18 protein-coding genes are annotated in these 16,934 nt (G+C 59.9%); 3 read left to right on the top strand and 15 right to left on the bottom strand.

Going from position 1 to position 16,934, the window contains the following annotated elements; all coding sequences use genetic code 11:
- Positions 1-14 precede the first annotated feature (14 nt).
- Both RAE19_RS14765 and RAE19_RS14770 read left to right on the top strand, forming a co-directional pair.
- On the top strand, positions 15-377 hold the full coding sequence (locus RAE19_RS14765) for a translation initiation factor Sui1 (protein ID WP_430962543.1): 363 nt from the start codon (positions 15-17) through the stop codon (positions 375-377).
- Complete coding sequence (locus RAE19_RS14770) at positions 377-589, top strand: DUF3820 family protein (protein WP_313875602.1); 213 nt, start codon at positions 377-379, stop codon at positions 587-589. The genes RAE19_RS14765 and RAE19_RS14770 overlap by 1 nt, the downstream gene beginning before the upstream one ends.
- Positions 590-592: 3 nt before the next feature.
- Here the strand turns inward: RAE19_RS14770 and RAE19_RS14775 are convergent, their stop codons facing one another.
- The 4 genes from RAE19_RS14775 to lysS form a co-directional block, all read right to left on the bottom strand.
- Entirely contained in the window at positions 593-1,195 is a 603-nt protein-coding gene (locus tag RAE19_RS14775) for a chalcone isomerase family protein (protein ID WP_313875603.1), read from the bottom strand.
- Between the two features lie 84 nt (positions 1,196-1,279).
- Entirely contained in the window at positions 1,280-1,840 is a 561-nt protein-coding gene (locus tag RAE19_RS14780) for an rRNA large subunit pseudouridine synthase E (protein WP_313875604.1), read from the bottom strand.
- Positions 1,841-1,843: 3 nt separating this feature from the next.
- Positions 1,844-2,377, bottom strand: coding sequence for a YgjP-like metallopeptidase domain-containing protein (locus RAE19_RS14785; RefSeq protein WP_313875605.1), 534 nt, complete (start codon positions 2,375-2,377; stop codon positions 1,844-1,846).
- A gap of 55 nt (positions 2,378-2,432) precedes the next feature.
- The gene (gene lysS / locus RAE19_RS14790) at positions 2,433-3,980 is read right to left on the bottom strand and encodes a lysine--tRNA ligase (protein WP_313875606.1); all 1,548 of its coding nucleotides are present in this window, start codon (positions 3,978-3,980) and stop codon (positions 2,433-2,435) included.
- Positions 3,981-4,100: 120 nt separating this feature from the next.
- Between lysS and RAE19_RS14795 the strand changes: the two genes are divergently transcribed.
- Complete coding sequence (locus RAE19_RS14795; RefSeq protein ID WP_313875607.1) at positions 4,101-4,673, top strand: YggT family protein; 573 nt, start codon at positions 4,101-4,103, stop codon at positions 4,671-4,673.
- A gap of 46 nt (positions 4,674-4,719) precedes the next feature.
- Here the strand turns inward: RAE19_RS14795 and accD are convergent, their stop codons facing one another.
- The 11 genes from accD to leuC form a co-directional block, all read right to left on the bottom strand.
- Positions 4,720-5,592: an acetyl-CoA carboxylase, carboxyltransferase subunit beta gene (gene accD, locus RAE19_RS14800; protein WP_313875608.1), complete on the bottom strand. Its 873-nt coding sequence runs from the start codon at positions 5,590-5,592 to the stop codon at positions 4,720-4,722.
- A gap of 85 nt (positions 5,593-5,677) precedes the next feature.
- Positions 5,678-6,502: a tryptophan synthase subunit alpha gene (gene trpA, locus RAE19_RS14805; RefSeq protein ID WP_313875609.1), complete on the bottom strand. Its 825-nt coding sequence runs from the start codon at positions 6,500-6,502 to the stop codon at positions 5,678-5,680.
- Complete coding sequence (gene trpB, locus RAE19_RS14810; RefSeq protein WP_313875610.1) at positions 6,499-7,797, bottom strand: tryptophan synthase subunit beta; 1,299 nt, start codon at positions 7,795-7,797, stop codon at positions 6,499-6,501. Before trpB ends, trpA begins: the two co-directional genes overlap by 4 nt.
- Before the next feature lie 5 nt (positions 7,798-7,802).
- Positions 7,803-8,531, bottom strand: a complete 729-nt coding sequence (locus RAE19_RS14815; RefSeq protein WP_313875611.1) for a phosphoribosylanthranilate isomerase — start codon at positions 8,529-8,531, stop codon at positions 7,803-7,805.
- Complete coding sequence (gene truA, locus RAE19_RS14820) at positions 8,528-9,310, bottom strand: tRNA pseudouridine(38-40) synthase TruA (protein ID WP_313875612.1); 783 nt, start codon at positions 9,308-9,310, stop codon at positions 8,528-8,530. The genes RAE19_RS14815 and truA overlap by 4 nt, the downstream gene beginning before the upstream one ends.
- A gap of 43 nt (positions 9,311-9,353) precedes the next feature.
- Positions 9,354-11,828 carry a FimV/HubP family polar landmark protein gene (locus RAE19_RS14825; RefSeq protein WP_313875613.1) on the bottom strand — a complete coding sequence of 825 codons (2,475 nt, stop codon included), beginning with the start codon at positions 11,826-11,828 and terminating at the stop codon, positions 9,354-9,356.
- A gap of 315 nt (positions 11,829-12,143) precedes the next feature.
- A complete protein-coding gene (asd, locus tag RAE19_RS14830; RefSeq protein ID WP_313875614.1) occupies positions 12,144-13,274 on the bottom strand; it encodes an aspartate-semialdehyde dehydrogenase in 1,131 nt (376 codons plus the stop codon).
- A gap of 298 nt (positions 13,275-13,572) precedes the next feature.
- A complete protein-coding gene (gene leuB / locus RAE19_RS14835) occupies positions 13,573-14,643 on the bottom strand; it encodes a 3-isopropylmalate dehydrogenase (protein ID WP_313875615.1) in 1,071 nt (356 codons plus the stop codon).
- 34 nt (positions 14,644-14,677) lie between these two features.
- On the bottom strand, positions 14,678-15,328 hold the full coding sequence (leuD, locus tag RAE19_RS14840; RefSeq protein ID WP_313875616.1) for a 3-isopropylmalate dehydratase small subunit: 651 nt from the start codon (positions 15,326-15,328) through the stop codon (positions 14,678-14,680).
- Entirely contained in the window at positions 15,325-15,453 is a 129-nt protein-coding gene (locus RAE19_RS14845; protein ID WP_313875617.1) for an entericidin A/B family lipoprotein, read from the bottom strand. Before RAE19_RS14845 ends, leuD begins: the two co-directional genes overlap by 4 nt.
- Before the next feature lie 19 nt (positions 15,454-15,472).
- A complete protein-coding gene (leuC, locus tag RAE19_RS14850) occupies positions 15,473-16,921 on the bottom strand; it encodes a 3-isopropylmalate dehydratase large subunit (RefSeq protein ID WP_313875618.1) in 1,449 nt (482 codons plus the stop codon).
- Between the last annotated feature and the right edge of the window lie 13 nt (positions 16,922-16,934).

Genomic DNA, 16,934 nt, shown 5'->3' on the forward strand with positions numbered 1-16,934 from the left:
TTGGGTCTTTGATGGTGAAAAAAACGCTCTCTGATCTTGGTGGTTTGGTGTATTCGACCGAGGTGGGGCGCACCTGCCCGGTGTGCCGTCAAGCCATTGCTGAATGCGTGTGCCACACGCCCAAGCGACCTGCTGGCGATGGCATTGTGCGCGTGTCCCGCGAGACCAAAGGTCGCGCAGGCAAAGGTGTAACGCTGGTGAAGGGTGTCCCGCTGGACGATGAAGCGTTGATGGCTTTGGGCAAAAAACTCAAGGCGGCCTGTGGCTCCGGCGGTACCGTCAAAGACGGCGTGATTGAAGTGCAGGGCGACCATGTCGAGAAAGTCATGGTGGCTCTCGTCGCGCACGGTTTCACCGTCAAGCGCGCGGGTGGCTGATGCAGGCAGAAGACCTGCAAAAGCTGGTTGAGCGCACCATGCCCTTCGGTAAATACCGAGGGCGCTTGATTGCAGATTTACCCGGCGACTACCTGAACTGGTTTGCGCGCACCGGTTTTCCCAAAGGGGAGATGGGTCGCTTATTGCAGCTGATGCATGAGATTGACCACAACGGCTTGAGCGATCTGCTCACGCCACTGCGCCAGCGCTAACGGCTAGAGCCCCAGCAAAGCCGAGCGCAGCTCCGGTTTTCGCGCTTTGGGGTCCAGCCAGATTTTGAAAAATGCTTCGCTGAAGGTGGCGTCCGCGGTTTCACCCAGCAGTTTGCCGTTCAGGAAAAAGCGGGCGCCCGCACCGGGCACATGCACGCCCAGCAAACGGTCGCCGGATTTCACATCGATAAACAAGCCCGTCATGAAGTTGGACCAGGTTTGCACCTGCTCTGGCGTTGCGGCGCTGATGCGGGATATCTCAATCAGCGAGGTGTTGTTGATGTCGCTGGCTTTGACCGAGGTGTTGTACACAATCTCCAGGGCAAAAGTCCGGCTGAAGCTGAAGTCTCCTCCGCTTGCCGCGGGCAACCACAGCGTAGCGTCATACGCCTTGAATCCAAAGAACTTCAAGGGGCCGCTGCCCTTGGGTAGCCAGTTTGCACCATAGGCGCTTAGCGCGGCGGGGGCGCGGCTGGCAGGGGGCTGCTCTTGCGCCCTGCCGGGAGCGCTGAGCGCCCCTAGCAAAGCAGCCATTACCAGCGGTCGTCGTCGCACTGCGGTAGTGTTGAAGGTGGTGGGGGCCATGGGGTTCAGTGCATCGGACATGACCCAATTTTGGCTGAAACGCGCAAGAAAGCAACCCACTCGGATAAAAAAAGACTGAGTAGTATTTTTTTGTGCGCTAACGGGCTATCCGGCTGATGCCGATGCTTCTCGCCAAACCCCGGGTTGCAAGTTGTCCAAATGGTGGGGGCCAATGGCTGCACGTATCAGCCTTAGGGTGGGGTAGCCCACGGCGGCCGTCATACGCCGCACCTGCCGGTTGCGCCCCTCGCGGATCACCAATTCCACCCAACTGGTCGGAATGGATTGGCGAAAGCGCACCGGTGGGTTGCGCTCCCACAAGCCTTCGGGGGGGTGGATGCGCTGCGCGCGCGCCGGCAGGGTAATGCCGTCGTTGAGCTTCACGCCTTGGCGTAGCGCTGCCAAGGCGGCCTCGTCAGGTTCACCCTCCACTTGCACCCAATAGGTCTTTTCCATCTTGAAGCGCGGGTCGCTGATGCGCGCCTGTAGCTTGCCGTCGTTGGTGAGTAGCAGCAGGCCTTCGCTGTCGGCGTCTAGCCGTCCTGCGACATAGACGCCGGGCAAATCAATAAAGTCTTTGAGCCCGCGCCAGCGCCCCTCGGGCGTGAACTGGCTCAGCACTCCGTAGGGTTTGTTAAAGCAAATCAGGCTGGAGGGGGGCAGCATGGCTTATTCCGCTTCGGCCCAGAGCCGTTGGCCCGTGGCCTCCAAGTGGGTAAGGTAAATGCGCACCTCAAACTCCAGTTGGTGGTAGGCGGGCTCCATGTGGGTACAGAGCTTGTAGAAGGCCTTGTCATGCTCGCGCTCGCGCAGATGGGCCAGCTCATGCACCACAATCATTTTCAGAAAGGGCTCCGGCGTGTCTTTAAACAGGCTGGCGACCCGGATCTCACGTTTGCTTTTGAGCTTGCTGCCCTGCACGCGCGAGACAGTGGTGTGCGTGCCCAGCGCGTTCTTGACGACATGGAGCTTGCTGTCGAACGCCACCTTGGAGAGCGGTTCCGTGCTGCGCAGGTAGTCGGCCTTGAGGTCTTGCACATAGTCGTACAGCACCTTGTCGGTCCGCACCCCGTGCGCTTGCGGGTGGCGCTGGGTCAGCCAGCTGCCCACCCGGCCCTCGTCGAGCATGCGCTGTACTTGGGCAAGCGTGTCTGCGGGGTAGCCATTGAGGTAGCGCAGCGCAGGCGTTGCTACCATTTTCATAGCTACTTGCGCAGATTCCGCCCGAGCTAAGGGCCGGTTTTGCTTCAAATCTGAATCAGACTTCGCGGCGCAGCGCGGGGAACAAAATCACGTCGCGGATGCTGGCGCTGTCGGTCAGCAACATCATCAGGCGGTCGATACCGATACCACAGCCGCCGGTGGGGGGCATGCCGTATTCCAGGGCGCGCACAAAGTCGTGGTCGAAGTGCATGGCCTCGTCGTCACCGCTGTCTTTGGCGGCTACTTGGGCGTGGAAGCGGGCGGCCTGGTCTTCAGCGTCGTTCAGCTCAGAAAAGCCGTTGCCGAACTCACGGCCGGTGATGTAGAGCTCAAAGCGCTCGGTCACTTCAGGGCGGTCGTCATTGGCTCGGGCCAGTGGCGAAATTTCGGTGGGGTGCTCCATGATGAAGGTGGGGTTCCACAACTTCTCTTCCACGGTCTCTTCAAAGTACAGCACCTGCAGGCTGGCGAGGCTGCGGCCCTCCAAGCGGTTTTTTGCTTCGGTCAAGCCCAGCTTCTTCACCGCGTTGGTCAGCCAAGTAGCGTCAAACACGTTGTCGCCAGCGTCGGTGTACTTCTGGATGGCTTCAACGATGGTCAGGCGCTCAAACGGCTGCTCCAGGTCCACCGGCTTGCCGGCGTAGCTCAGTTGCAAGCCACCGGTGGCCTTCTGGGCGGCGTCGCGGATCAGCTTCTCGGTGTAGTCCATCAGGTCCTGGTAGTTCCAGTAGGCCGCGTAGAACTCCATCATGGTGAACTCGGGGTTGTGGCGCACCGAGATACCTTCGTTGCGGTAGCTGCGGTTGATTTCGAACACGCGGTCGAAGCCGCCAACGATCAGGCGCTTGAGGTACAGCTCAGGCGCAATGCGCAAGAACATTTCCTGGTCCAGCGCATTGTGGTGGGTCTTGAAGGGTTTGGCATTCGCACCACCGGGGATCGGGTGCAACATGGGTGTTTCCACTTCCAGGAAGTTGTGGCCCACCATGAACTCGCGCAGGGCGCTCACGGCCTTGCTGCGTGCCACGAAACGCTTGCGCGAGTCCACATCGGTCATCAGGTCCACATAGCGCTGTCGGTATTTGGTTTCCAGGTCCGCCATGCCGTGGAACTTATCGGGCATGGGGCGCAGACTCTTGGTGAGCAGGCGGATGCTGGTGGCATGGATGGACAGCTCACCGGTCTTGGTTTTGAACAAGGTGCCTTCAGCTGCCACGATGTCGCCCAAATCCCAGTGCTTGAAAGCGGCGTACAGGTCCACACCCACGTCTTCACCGCGCACATAGAGCTGGATGCGGCCGCCGCTGGGTCCGAAAGAAGAGTCTTGCAAGGTGCAGAAGCTGGCTTTGCCCATGACGCGTTTGAGCATCATGCGGCCGGCTACCTTGGCGGTGGCGCCCAAGGCCACCAACTCTTCTGCGGTCTTGTCGTTGTGGGCCGCGAACAAGGCTTCTGCTTTGTCTTCGGGTTGGAAGTCGTTGGGGAAGGCAACGCCTTGACCAGCGGCCTGCTGCTCGCGCAGTGCCTTGAGCTTTTCACGGCGCTCTTGGATCAACTGGTTTTCGTCTTGCGGTGCGGGAGCGGCTTGGTTTTGGTCAGACATGGAGTGACTTGTGGGTTCGGTAGGAGAAATCGGCAAACCTCAAGGGGTTTTGGCCGCAACCCTCCATTGTAAGAGGGCAGGCTGCCGCTATGATGCGCTCGCACTTTACTTGGATCGCCCATGCTCTACAAAATCGTTGTTCTCTTGTTGGAAGTGGTGACCGGCTTGTTGACCACCACCTGTTTGTTGCGCCTTTACATGCAGCAACAGCGCATACCTTTGTCCGCCCGCTCGGGGAACCCGCTGGGGCGTTTTGTGTTTGCTTTGACGGATTGGATCGTGCTGCCCCTGCGCCGCGTCGTACCGGCATTGGGCCCTTGGGACATGGCGAGCTTAGTTGCCGCATTTTTGATCCAGCTGGCGCATTTCGGGGTGCTCTGGGCCCTCAATGGGTTTGGCGTGACACCGCTGTCGATCGTGGTGCTGGCCTTGCTGGGCCTGGTGCGCCTGAGCTTGTCGGGCCTGACCGCGCTGGTATTGGTCTACGCCGTGTTGAGTTGGGTGCAGGCGCAGTCGTTTTTCTCAGAGCTCATCGGTCGGCTGGTAACGCCGGTGCTGGCACCCATCCGCAAAGTTGTGCCTCTGGTGGGTGGGGTGGATTTGTCGCCCCTGGTGCTATTGGTCTTGCTGCAGATTTTGACGATTGTGCTGGGTGACCTGCAATACACCATGCTGTCAGCAGTAGCCGGATAAAAAAAGAGGCCCGATGGGCCTCTTTTTTTGGGGCGGAGCCGGATTCTCAAATCACGGCATCTGCAGGCTGGCGCTGCAGCATCGCCAAGGTCTCCGCAATGGTTTTGCGCAGCTCGCGGCGGTCAGAGATGAAGTCAATCGCGCCCTTGGTCTGCAAGAATTCCGAGCGCTGAAAGCCTTCCGGCAGAGTCACTCGCACGGTGGATTCAATGACCCGGGGGCCTGCGAAGCCGATCAGGGCTTTGGGCTCTGCAATCACCACATCGCCCAGGAAAGCAAAGCCCGCGCTCACCCCACCCATGGTGGGGTCGGTCAGCACGCTGATATAGGGCAAGCCTTTTTTGGCCAGGCGGGTGAGCGCTGCATTGGTTTTGGCCATTTGCATCAGGCTCAGCAAGCCTTCTTGCATGCGGGCTCCACCGGTCGCGGTAAAGCAGACAAACGGCACTTTTTGTTCGATGGCAGTCTCCACGCCACGGACAAAGCGCTCGCCCACCACAGAGCCCATGGAGCCGCCCATGAATTCAAATTCAAAGCAGGCTGCCACCAAGCTGACGCCGTGCACTGCGCCACCCATGACGATCAGTGCATCGGTCTCGCCGGTGTTTTCAAGGGCTTCTTTCAGCCGCTCAGGGTATTTGCGGCTGTCTTTGAATTTCAAGGCGTCAACCGGCAGCACTTCCTGACCGATCTCGAAGCGACCTTCGTTGTCCAGAAAGGCATTCAGGCGTGCACGGGCGCCGATACGGTGATGGTGGCCACAGCTGGGGCACACATTCTGGTTTTGCTCCAGGTCGGTTTTGTAGAGCACCGATTCGCAGCTGGGGCACTTGATCCACAGGCCTTCGGGCACGCTGCGGCGCTCCGTGGGGTCGGTGTGTTGAATCTTGGGGGGTAGCAGTTTTTCCAACCAACTCATGGGATTTCTCCAGTGCAGTGCCCGAATGGGCGTCCAACAGACAGGGGGCGATTATCCGTCAAACCGCCCCCGCCGATTTTCAGCATCAGCCGAGGTCCATCGCCGTGCGAATTTCCTGCAGGAAGGTCTGCGCCACCGGGCCCACTTGCTCGCGTGGCGCGTTTTCCAGCAATTGGATGATCTTGCTGCCAATCACTACTGCATCTGCCACCTTGGAGATGGTCTTGGCGGTCGCGGCGTCGCGGATGCCGAAGCCCACGCCTACCGGGGTGCTGATGTGCTGGCGGATGCGGGGCAGCATGGCTTCTACGGCATTGGTGTCCAAAGCGCCGGAGCCCGTTACGCCCTTGAGCGACACGTAATACACATAGCCGCTGGCTACGCGGGCCACTTGCTGCATGCGCTCATCGGTGCTGGTGGGTGCCAACAGGAAAATCAAGTCCATGTGGTGGGCCCGCAGGTCGGCGGCAAAGGCCTCGCATTCCTCGGGCGGGTAGTCCACGATCAGCACGCCGTCAACGCCGGCTTCCGAGGCGTCTTTCACAAACGCGCTGGCGACGCCAGGGCGGGCTTGTTTTTGGTCGTAGCGCTCGACCGGGTTGGCATAGCCCATCAAAACCACCGGCGTGGTGGTGTTGGTTTTGCGGAACTCGCGCACCATGGCAATCACCTGCACCAGGCCGATACCGAAGGCCAAGGCTTTGTCGCCGGCCTTTTGGATCACGGGGCCGTCCGCGCTGGGGTCCGAGAAGGGCACGCCCAGCTCAATCACATCCGCACCGCCCGCGACCATGGCGTGCATCAGCTCGGGCGTAACGTCGGCATAAGGGTAGCCCGCGGTCACAAAGGGAATGAGCGCTTTGCGGCCTTGCGCCTTCAGCGCGGCAAAGGTGGCGTCAATACGGCTCATGCTCCACCTCCTTGTTTGACGATCTGCACGGGCTGTTCGCCCCCTTTGACCGATTGACCGCGGCAGCTGGGTCGGCAGTAAAAGTCGGCATTGCTCAGGTCGGCCACGGTGCCGATGTCTTTATCACCACGGCCGGACAAATTGACCAGAATGCTCTGGTCGGGGCGCATGGTTTTGGCCATCTTCATCGCGTAGGCCACTGCATGGCTCGATTCCAGCGCGGGGATGATGCCTTCGGTGCGGCACAGGTAGTGGAAAGCGTCCAGCGCTTCCTTGTCGGTAATGCCCACGTATTCCGCGCGGCCGATGTCACTCAGGAACGCATGCTCCGGGCCCACGCCGGGGTAGTCCAAGCCGGCGCTCACACTGTGGGTCTCAGTGACTTGGCCGTTGTCGTCTTGCAGCACATAAGTGCGGTTGCCGTGCAGCACGCCGGGGCTGCCCTTCTGGATGGAGGCGGAGTGCTTGCCGCTCTCCAAGCCTTCACCGGCCGCTTCCACGCCGATCAGGCGGGTTTGGTCGTGCTGGATGTAGGGGTAGAAGATGCCCATGGCATTCGAGCCACCGCCCACACAGGCAATCACTGCGTCGGGTTGCTCGGTTTTGCAGCCGGCGGTTGCCAGCATCTCGGGCATTTGCACCAGACACTCGTTGCCGATGACGCTCTGGAAGTCTCGGACCATCATGGGGTAAGGGTGCGGGCCTGCCACGGTACCGATGATGTAGAAGGTGTTGTCCACATTGGCAACCCAGTCGCGCATGGCTTCGTTCAAGGCATCTTTCAGCGTCTTGCTGCCACTTTCCACAGGCACCACGGTGGCACCCAGCAGCTTCATGCGGTAGACGTTGGGGCTTTGGCGTTTGACGTCTTCGCTACCCATGTAGACCACGCATTCCAGCCCGTAGCGCGCACAGATAGTTGCTGTGGCTACGCCGTGTTGGCCGGCGCCGGTTTCGGCAATCACGCGGGGCTTGCCCATGCGCTTGGCGAGCATCGCTTGGCCGATGGTGTTGTTGACCTTGTGGGCGCCGGTGTGATTCAGGTCTTCGCGCTTTAGGAAGATTTGTGCACCACCCATTTCGCGGCTCATGCGGGCTGCGTGGTACACGGGGGAAGGGCGGCCTACAAAGTGAGCCAGTTCTGACTTGAACTCCGCCAAGAACTCGGGGTCGTGCTGGTACTTGGCGTAGGCGTCTTTGAGCTCGTTGATGGCGTGGGTCAGCGTCTCGGATACGAAGCTGCCGCCGTACTGGCCAAAGTGACCTTTGGCATCGGGTTGTTGGTAATCGAACATGGTGTTTACATTCCTGCAAGATGCCGGTCCGCCGCGCGCACGGCGGCAACGAACTGGCGGATTTTTTCGGGATCTTTGATGCCCCTGAGGGGCTTGCCGTGAGCGTCTTCGGCTTCGACGCCGGAGCTCACGTCCACAGCCAGCGACTTACAGCGCGGCCGTACCGACGTGATGCCATCGCCCACGTTTGCACTGGTGAGTCCACCACTCAAGACGAGGTGAGCGTTGACGCTTGGAGGAAGAAGTGACCAATTGAATGTTTTGCCACCGCCACCGTAGCCGTCCACATGGGCGTCTAACAGAATGGCTTGGGCGTTCGAATAATCGTTCGCAAATTGTACGAGGTCAAACGCTTGTGCGTCGTCGCCCAGCGGAATCCGTGCGGCGCGCAGGTAGGGGCGGGCAGCGTCTGCGGTGGCCGTCTGGCATTCGTGCGCCGTTTCATCTCCATGAAATTGCACGGTAGCGCCCGCCACTATTGCGCAAGCAGCTCCTATTTCTGTAGCGTCTGCGTTCACAAACAACAAAACAGGGGTCACGAAAGGGGGGAGTCTTTTGGCCAGTTCGGCTGCCCGCTCAGGCGTGACTGCGCGGGGGCTTTTGGCATACAGCACAAATCCAATCGCGTCGGCGCCGGCAGAGACGGCGGCGTCAACGTCCTGCTCGCGGGTCAGGCCGCAGATTTTGATTCGGGTGCGGGGGTAGGTGTCGGTGTGCGTGGTGCGTGCGTTCATGGCAACGCATCATACGCAGGCGTGCGGTCCGGTATGCCCCACTGGGGGTCATAGCGGGGGCCCAGAAAATACAAGCCGTCCGGCGAGAAGGTGGGTGCCGCCACCTTGCGGTTGCGGGCCGCCAGTACCTCGGCCATCCACTCCGGCGGTTTTTTGCCTTGCCCGATCTGCACCAGACAACCCATGATGTTACGAATCATGTGATGCAAAAACGCGTTGGCTTCAAATTCAATGCGCCAGTAGGCCCCGCGTTTGTGCAGCTCAATGCGCATCAGGTTTTTGACCGGACTCAGTGCCTGGCACTGGGCCGCCCGGAAGGAGCTGAAATCATGTTCGCCCTCAAGAAAGTCGGCGGCCTGCCGCATAGCGGCTTCGTTGAGTGTGTTGAATGTCCAGCCCACGCGCCCCGATTCCACGCTGGGCCGTATTTGAGACTCCAGCAGCACATAGGCGTAACGACGGGACAAGGCAGATGCCCGGCAATGAAAATCTGTCGTGGTTTGCACCGCCCATTGCACTGCGATGTCTTTGGGGAGATTGGCGTTCGTGCCGCGAATCCAAGAGTAGGTGTCGCGTTCGAGGAGGGTGTCGAAGTGCACGACCTGCATCAAGCCGTGTACCCCAGCGTCGGTGCGCCCTGCGCAGAGGGTGGATACGCGTTGGGCCGTAAACGTGCCCAAGGCGTGTTCCAACTTGTCCTGGATCGTCAGGCCGGACGATTGGCTTTGCCAGCCTTGGTATCCCTGCCCGTTGTAACTAACGCCTAAAACTATCCGCACGATATCCCGAACCTCGATGTCTCATTGCACAAAGCGCAGCCGCTTAGCTCAGCTGCGCCAGTGCTTTCTGTGCTTTGGCCCGCATATCTCCGGTCGCTTCCGCCACCACTTCTTCGATCAAGGCGCGTGCACCGTCTTCATCTCCGATAGAGATGAACTCTTCCGCCAGCGCAAGCTTGGTGCCCAGAGGATCGTCGCTCAGGTTGTCAGGAGCCGAGGTGGGGGCTTCTGCAGGTGTGCCCAAATCCATGGACAGAGACTCGAGGTCAAACTCCATCAAGCCACCATGTGCGGTCGTTTCAGCAGCAGGCTCCTCCACAGGTGCAGGGCTGGTCGCCTCAAAGCGCATCGGCGTGGAGTTGCCCGTGTCCAACGGGACTTCCAGATCGTCGAGCGAGAGCGAAATTTCCGGCATTTGGCTGACAGGCTCAAAACTCGGTGGCACCGTGGCTGGCATGTCGTCCGAAAGATCAAAATCCATGTCCAGTGAGTTACTGGCAGTCGACTTGGGTTCGGGCTGGCTCGCAATGGCCGTGCCGGTCACGTCGCTAATCGCGCTTGCTGCCGGCTCGTCGTCCAACGAAAAGTCGAGGTCCAGGTCCAAGTCGAGGTCCACGCCGCCTGCTGTCGTGTCGAGTTCTGCGTGTGCAGACTGTGGCACTGTGTTGTCGCCAAACGTCGAAGCCACGGCAGCGGCTGCAACCGCGCCGGCAACCGGCATAGCGGGGATTCCACCCGGCTGGTAGAGCGGATTGCTAGGGTCAATGCTGAGGCCCATTTCGCAAATGCGCGCCCAGTCGTTGCTTTCAGAGCCGGTGAGTTTGAAGGCTTGGGTCGCAGTGCTTTCAAAGCTGCGCGTATCGCGGCGTTTAGCAAAAATTTCCAAGAGCTTGGTGTGGATGGCCAGTCGACCGGGGTTGGAGCGTACGGCTTCCTTCAAGATCTCTTCAGCTTGCAGATCGCGACCATAGGCCAGATAAACGTCTGCCTCGGCTACAGGATCCACGTCATCGGCTGCATCCAGTTGGCTGGCGGAGTACACCATCGAAGACGCGCTGGCCGAGCCGTTTTGGTTGGTATCCACACGTTGACCGCCGCTTGCACCAAAAAAGGAATCCGGTTGCAGGCGGCTTTCCAGGAACGAGCTATCAATTTGAGCCGCATTCCTTTTGCGCTGACGCAAGCGGTACAAGCCAAAGCCACCCAGCAACGCAAGCAGGCCTGCTGCTCCGACGGGAACGGCAGGGTCCTCCATCAGGGTGTCCAGCAGCGTTGGCTCGTCGACGGTTGGAATTGGCGCAGGGGCCGCCATTTTTGGCGGTGCAGCAACAGTTGCTTCAGACGCGACAGGTGCCGGAACAGAGGCGGCCGCCACTGGAGCAGAAGCTGCTGGGGTGGGGGCTGCACTTGCCGCTGGTTCTGGCGGAGTGACCGCGGCCACTGGCACGGCTGGTGCAATGGCAGCAGTCGGGGTGCTGGCCGCAACAGCTGGCGCTGCAGCGGGAGGTGGTGTTGCTTTGTCTTTCAGCTGGTTGAGCTGGCTGATGGTTTTATTCAGTTCGGCTGCGCGCGCTGCGGCATCTTTTGCCTCGCGCTCCAAGGCAATCTTGGCTTCATCCGGTTTGGTGTTGATGGCGCCTTTTGACAGTGTCAGCTTGTCTGGTGCAGCTGCTGCCGGCTTCTTTTCATCCACCGTGGTGTCGATGCTGCCGCTGGCTTTGCGGTCGGCAGCGCTGACATTGGCTTGCGGAACGCTACCTGCCAAATTACGCCGGAAATCGTTGAAATCCTTGCTTTGAGCCAACACCGTTTTGCTAGCCTCCGCCCTAGAGATGCTGGTGGCCTCTTGCGCTCCGGGTAGTGCCATGACCGCACCGGCCCGCACACGGTTCAGGTTCCCGTTTACAAAGGCATCCGGGTTCGAGCGCAGCAGGGCTACCAGCATCTGGTCCAGCGAGACGCCTGCAGGCTTGTTGGCGATGGCAATCTTGCTGGCGGTGTCGCCAGACTTCACGGTTATGCGACCATTCTCAGCATCAGGGGCTTTGGCTGCTGGAGGCGTTGCCGCAACTGGCGGCAGTGCCCGGGGAGCAGGCGCCGGGCGCACTGGCGCCTCATTGCTTGGTCTGGGGGCTGGCTGTGGGGTGGTTGCAGGCACCGAGGGGGCTGGTGCTATTTGCGCCAGTGTTGGTGCAGGAGCCGTCTTCTTGAGGCTTGGTGGGTCCAAGAGCAAGGTGTAGTCGCGCACAATGCGACCGGACGACCAAGTGGCCTCCAGAATCAGGTCGACAAAGGGGTCATTGACTGCACGGTCGCTGGTAAGTCGCAAGTAGGCTTTACCGTCTGCCCGGCGCGCCAATCTGGCTTGTAAGCTGGTAAGGGCTGGGCTGTACTCCAGCCCGGCAGCGGTGAACGCCTCTGGCTGGGCCACTGCCGCTCTCAATGAGGAGGCCTCTTCGGCGGTGATTTCCGGGATTTCCACTTCGGCGCGCAGGGGCTCACCGAGTGCGGACTGCACAGTCAAGCGCCCGAGTGAAAGCGCATACGCACCGGATCCCGACAAGCTGAGCAGCGCGAAAGATGCAGCTGCGACAGCCGTCCTCTGCCAACGATGTGACTTAACGATCAATTTAAAGGCCTCCGGTGCTCAGGGGGAGCTGCAATGTACTTCTCATTTCCCAGGCCAACGCCTGAGCTAGAAAACAAAAAAGTACCTTAACATCAATATCTTAGGCAGACAAGCTAAGGAAGCGCTTAACTTCCAAAGCCCGTCTAGAGGCCCTATTGTCGCTGTGACGCTTGTTGCCTTACGACAACGAAGCGTAACTCTCTGTTACGCGTCGAGCAGGATGCGCAGCATGCGGCGAAGTGGCTCGGCCGCGCCCCACAACAGCTGATCACCGATGGTAAAGGCGCCCACGTACTCAGGCCCCATCGCCAGCTTGCGGATACGGCCCACAGGAATCGTCATAGTACCGGTCACTGCCACGGGTGTCAGATCCTGGATGGTGGCTTCCCGGGTGTTGGGCACCACTTTTACCCACTGGTTGTCTGCCGCGATCATGGCTTCGATGTCTGCCACGGGCACGTCTTTCTTCAGCTTGAAGGTGAGAGCTTGGCTGTGGCAGCGCATCGCGCCCACGCGCACGCAGAAACCATCCACGGGAATCGCGGAGCTGCCGAAGCCTTCGCCCATGCCCAAAATCTTGTTGGTTTCGGCCATGCCTTTCCACTCTTCCTTAGACATACCGTTGCCCAGGTCTTTGTCGATCCAAGGAATCAGGGAGCCGCCCAGTGGAACGCCGAAGTTGGCGGTCTCCGCGCCGGTCAGTGCGCGTTGCTTGGCGATGACTTTGCGGTCAATTTCCAGAATCGCGCTCTTGGGGTCGTCGAGCAAAGCTTTGACTTCCGCGTTCAGCGTGCCATATTGGGTCAGCAGCTCGCGCATGTGCTGGGCACCGCCGCCAGACGCAGCTTGGTAGGTCTGGGTGCTCATCCATTCGACCAAGCCAGCCTTGTACAGTGCGCCCACGCCCATCAGCATGCAGCTTACGGTGCAATTGCCGCCCACCCAGTTCTTGCCGCCTTTGGCCAGCGCGTCCTTGATGACAGGCATGTTGACCGGGTCGAGAATGATGACCGCGTCTTTTTCCATGCGCAGTGTGGAGGCTGCGTCAATCCAGTGGCCGTTCCAGCCCGCAGCGCGCAGCTTGGGAAACACTTCCGTGGTGTAGTCGCCACCTTGTGCGGAAATGATGATTTCGCAACGCTTCAGGGCGTCGATGTTGAAAGCGTCTTGCAGCGTGGTTTCGTTTTTGGCCCAAGCCGGTGCTTTGCCACCCGAGTTTGATGTGGAGAAGAACAGAGGTTCGATCAAGTCGAAATCCTTTTCCTGCTCCATGCGATCCATCAACACTGAGCCGACCATGCCGCGCCAGCCGACCAAACCTACCAACTTGCTCATATCAACGCCCTTTCAATGTAAACAAACGATGCCCGACCTGGGCTGTTTGCTCCGGCTCGTCTGGCCGGGGGGCGCACGACGATACCGGAGCTGGATCAGCCCTTAATGGTCGTGGTTTTGGAAATGATTGCGCGCGCGGCTATGTCTGCCATGGAGGCAGTCAACAAGCTCAAAGAGAAGAGGCGGGCGGCAAACATGGATTTATTGTAGCGCAAAACAAGAATTTTTTGCTCCGCGCGGACTGAAATGATTTTGAAGTGCGAGGCGATATTGCGTGATATCGCCCCGCATTCCGGTCTTATGCCAGAGCCTTCAGCACGGCATCGCCCATCTCTTTGGTGCTGACCCGTTGTGTGCCTTCGCTGTAGATGTCAGCCGTGCGATAGCCTTGCGCCAGCACCTTTTGTACAGCCGCTTCAATGCGCTGTGCGGCAGCTTCTTGGTTCAGGCTGAAGCGCAGCATCATGGCAGCACTCAGGATCGTGGCCAGCGGGTTGGCAATGCCTTTGCCGGCGATGTCCGGTGCGCTGCCATGGCTGGGCTCGTACAGACCCTGGTTGCTGCTGTTCAAGCTGGCAGAAGGCAGCATGCCGATAGAGCCTGTCAGCATGGAGGCTTCGTCGGACAAGATGTCGCCAAACATGTTGCCGGTGACCAGCACGTCAAACTTCTTGGGCGCTTTGACCAGTTGCATGGCGGCGTTGTCCACCAGCATGTGGTCGAGTTCTACGTCGGGGTACTGCTGGCCCACTTCAACCATCACGTCTTTCCACAGCTGCGAGGTTTCCAGCACGTTGTTTTTGTCGACACTGGTGACGCGCTTGTTGCGCTTTTGGGCGGCCTGGAACGCGACGTGCGCAATGCGCTCAATCTCGGGGCGGCTGTAGCGCATGGTATCGAACGCTTCTTCGGCTCCGGGGAAGTGACCATCGGTGGCGATGCGGCGTCCGCGGGGCTGGCCGAAGTAAATGTCGCCAGTCAGTTCGCGGATGATGAGGATGTCCAGGCCGGCAATCAGCTCGGGCTTGAGGCTGGAGGCGCCCACCAGCTGCTCGTAGCAAATGGCAGGGCGGAAGTTGGCAAACAGGCCGAGGTTTTTGCGCAAGCCCAGAATGGCCTGCTCGGGGCGGAACTGGCGCTCCAGTTTGTCGTACTTCCAGTCGCCTACGGCGCCGAACAACACCGCGTCGGCTTCCTTGGCCAGCTTCAGGGTAGCTTCGGGCAGGGGGTGGCCGTGGGCATCGTAGGCGACGCCACCCACCAAGGCGGTTTCCATTTCCAAGGGGAGTGCCAAAGCGTTCAATACCTTGACGGCTTCTGCCACAATTTCGGTGCCAATGCCGTCACCCGGCAACACTGCAATTTTCATGATGTCCTTTGAATACTATGAATTTGATAGCTGCTCACGCAGACATCGTGTGGGCTAGCCACGGTTTTGTTGCCAAACGCTGGGCTTCGAAGGCCTTTATTTTGTCGGCATGGCGCAGGGTCAGGCCAATGTCGTCAAAGCCGTTGAGCAAGCAGTACTTGCGGAAGGCTTGCACCTCAAACGGGATTTCTTCGCCCTGCGGCTTCACGATGACCTGGCGTTCAAGATCAATCGTGAGCTGGTAGCCGGGGAAGGCCAATGCTTCGTTGAACAGCTGGTCCACCTGCGCCTCGCTCAGCTGGATTGGCAGCAGACCGTTTTTGAAGCAGTTGTTGAAGAAGATGTCTGCGTAACTGGGCGCGATGATGGCGCGAAAGCCATATTGGTCAATCGCCCAGGGTGCGTGCTCACGGCTGGAGCCGCAACCAAAGTTCTTGCGGGCCAGCAGGACCGAGGCGCCCGCATAGCGAGGCTGGTTCAACACAAAGTCCGGGTTGGGCTTGCGGCTGGCGGGGTCCTGGCCGGGGTAGCCCGCGTCCAGGTAGCGCCATTCGTCAAACAGGTTTTGGCCGAAGCCGGTTTTGCGGATGGATTTGAGGAATTGCTTGGGGATGATCGCGTCGGTGTCCACGTTTTCGCGGTCCATGGGCGCAACCAGCCCTTGGTAAACGGTAAATTTTTTCATTTCTTGGCAGCGCCTTCAATTTTTTCGCCTGCTTTTTGCAGGTCCTGACCCATGCCTTTGACCGTGTTGCAGGCAGACAGCAACAGCAGGGTCGCGGCGCATACGGCGATAAGTGCGGTTTTCATATTCAGTCCTTTCAATGGGTCAGGCGAACTTGCGGATGTCGACAAAGTGGCCGTGGATGGCTGCAGCAGCTGCCATGGCAGGACTCACCAGGTGGGTGCGGCCACCGGCACCTTGACGGCCTTCAAAGTTGCGGTTGCTGGTGGAGGCGCAACGCTCACCGGGCTCGAGGCGGTCGGCGTTCATTGCCAGGCACATCGAGCAGCCAGGCTCGCGCCACTCAAAGCCGGCAGCCTTGAAGATTTCGTGCAGGCCTTCGCGCTCGGCCTGCTCTTTCACCAAGCCGGAACCGGGCACGACCATGGCCAGCTTGATGTTCTTGGCGACTTTTTGGCCCAGTTTTTTCACTACGGCCGCGGCTTCACGCATGTCTTCGATACGGCTGTTGGTGCAAGAGCCGATAAACACTTTGTCCACGAACAAATCGTTCAGGGCCTTGCCGGGCTCCAAGCCCATGTAGGTGAGTGCCCGCTCAATGGCGCCACGCTTGTTGGCGTCTTTTTCCTTGTCGGGGTCCGGCACGATGGCGTCTACGCCCAGCACCATTTCGGGCGAGGTACCCCAGGTAACTTGCGGCACGATTTGGGTGGCGTCCAGCTCGACCACAGTGTCGAAATGGGCGCCGGCGTCGGAGTGCAGGGTCTTCCAGAAGGCGACTGCCTGGTCCCATTCCACCGCCGCGGCCTCTGGGGAGGCTGCGTTGGCGCCGGGCGCCAAGGGGCGGCCCTTGACGTAGTCGATGGTTTTTTCATCGACGGCCACCAGACCGGCGCGGGCGCCGGCTTCAATGGCCATGTTGCACACGGTCATGCGGCCTTCCATGCTCAGCGCACGGATGGCGGAACCGCCAAATTCGATGGTGTAGCCGGTACCGCCTGCGGTGCCGATTTTGCCGATGATGGCCAGCACGATGTCTTTGCCGGTGATGCCGGGGGCGACTGTGCCCTCGACCTTGACCAGCATGTTTTTGGCCTTTTTGGCCAGCAAGGTTTGCGTAGCCATGACGTGCTCGACCTCGCTAGTACCGATGCCGTGCGCCAGTGCGCCAAATGCGCCGTGGGTAGAGGTGTGGCTGTCACCACAGACCACCGTCATTCCCGGCAGGGTGGCGCCGTTCTCAGGCCCCATGACATGTACGATGCCTTGGCGCTTGGACAGAAAGGGGAAGAAGGCCGCAGCACCGAATTCCTTGATGTTGCTGTCTAGCGTAGTGACCTGTTCTTTGCTGGTCGGGTCGGTGATGCCGTCGTAGCCCAGTTCCCAACCGGTGGTCGGGGTGTTGTGGTCGGCGGTGGCCACGATGGAGCTGATGCGCCATACCTTGCGACCTGCTTCACGCAGCCCTTCAAACGCCTGGGGGCTGGTCACTTCATGGACCAGATGGCGGTCGATGTAGAGGATGGAGGTGCCATCGTCTTCGGTGTGGACGACGTGGTCGTCCCAGAGTTTGTCGTAGAGCGTGCGTGCCATGAGGTTGCTTCCT

Origin of the sequence: Rhodoferax potami (assembly GCF_032193805.1) — a bacterium.
GTDB classification, from domain to species: domain Bacteria; phylum Pseudomonadota; class Gammaproteobacteria; order Burkholderiales; family Burkholderiaceae_C; genus Allorhodoferax; species Allorhodoferax potami_A.